Here is a 1551-nt window from a genome sequence, read left to right on the forward strand (position 1 = left end):
GTCTGCACGCGAAGAGTGCTCCTCGCTCTGGAAGGTTGTTGATCTCGACAATCCGTAATCTTCCAGATCAGGGGCACTCTTTGCTGTCTAATCGATCACTTGGTCGGAACTCTCCTCAGCCGCCGTGAATCGCCGAGGCTTGCTGCCCTTCCTCGTCGTACCTACCGGCCATGTAGTCCGTCTCAAGTCGATCGAGCCGCTTCTTCACGGCCTCCAGCTCGGTGCGGATCGGGCCGGAGTCCACGGATGACTTCTCGAACACGGGGGCTTGTCCGAGGGCGCGGCCAACAGCGTCGTTCACGTACTGATCAAGACGCTCCCGCGTGCTTCGGGCCGGGAACCGGCACGTGCCGGTCTGGAGGTTGTTGCAGGCGTAGTAGAAGTACTCGGTTCCCTTGACGGTGTTCTTCGACTTCTTGGCGGACGACATGTTGGCACCGCAGACGCCACAGGTGGCCACTCCCCCGAGCATCGAACGTGAGGGGGTGGACCTGACCGCCTTCCGTTCATCGGTGGTGAACCGAACGACCATCTGGTTCCACTCGTCGGGAGTCATGATCGGGTTGGACGAGATCATGACCGGGTTGCCCTCATCGTCCTCCACCTGCTCGCCCTTGTAAGTAAAGAGCCCCGCAGCGGTGGGGTTGGTGACGATGGCGACGATCGTGGCGGAAGTCCATTGGATTCCCCGAGGGGGCTTCCCCGACTTGATGCGCAAGTAGTCCCGCCATGTCGGCACCTTGCGCCTGTTGAGGTCCACGGCGATCCGGTAGGCCGACCAATCGGCCTTCACCCTGTCCACGATCTCCCTGAGCAGAGCCGCATACTCGGGATCTTGGGCCAGCTTCTTGCCCTTGCTCGCTGTGCTGTCTGTGAACTGGTACCCGAACGGAAGCACTCCCCCGGTCCACACACCCATCTCTAGGCGAGTCTGCGCGCTCGCCTGGATTCGGGCGCGGATCGTGTTCAGCTCCCCCTCTGCGAACGCCGCGATGATCTGAGCGAACATCTTCCCCATGGGGGTGGACATGTCGATGCCCTCAGTCACGGAGACGATCGTCTTACCGCGCTGCTCGCACCACTCGACCAGTTCGGCGAAGTGCTTCGAGCGACGGGTAAGCCTGTCGATCTTGAGAACGGCGATGACATCGAACTCGCTCTCCCGCTCTGTGAGCCAGGGGCCGAGCTTCGGTCGCCTGAACGGGTCGAGGCCACCGGACACATCCAGGTCCTCAGCCCATCCGATCACGGTTCCGCCGACATGTGGGGTGTTGGCCCAGTGTTGGATCGCGTCTCGCTGACGTTCGGGGGCTGTACTGGCGTCCGTGGTGACGCTGAGCCTGATCACGCCTAGCACGCGGGGGTTCTCGATCACGATCCGTGATCGAGAAGCAGTTGCCGTTAGACAAACAAGTGAAACAACTTCTTCACCGATCGCACCGGGCCGGCTCTGACGATCGGGCGTCGCTGAGCGGATGCCGACGCCGTCCAGGTGCCGGGTGTTTCACACCGCTCGGCACCGGCGTCGGGGTGAGCCAGGGGAGGGCGGGC

The 1551-nt window shown here is 62.5% G+C and carries 1 protein-coding gene; it reads right to left on the reverse strand.

All coding sequences use genetic code 11. The features are described 5' to 3' along the window. Nucleotides 1-115 precede the first annotated feature (115 nt). The gene (locus ETD86_RS54280; RefSeq protein WP_138674377.1) at nucleotides 116-1375 is read right to left on the reverse strand and encodes a recombinase family protein; all 1260 of its coding nucleotides are present in this window, start codon (nucleotides 1373-1375) and stop codon (nucleotides 116-118) included. Nucleotides 1376-1551: the final 176 nt, after the last annotated feature.

The organism is Nonomuraea turkmeniaca (genome assembly GCF_005889735.1).
Lineage (GTDB): Bacteria > Actinomycetota > Actinomycetes > Streptosporangiales > Streptosporangiaceae > Nonomuraea > Nonomuraea turkmeniaca.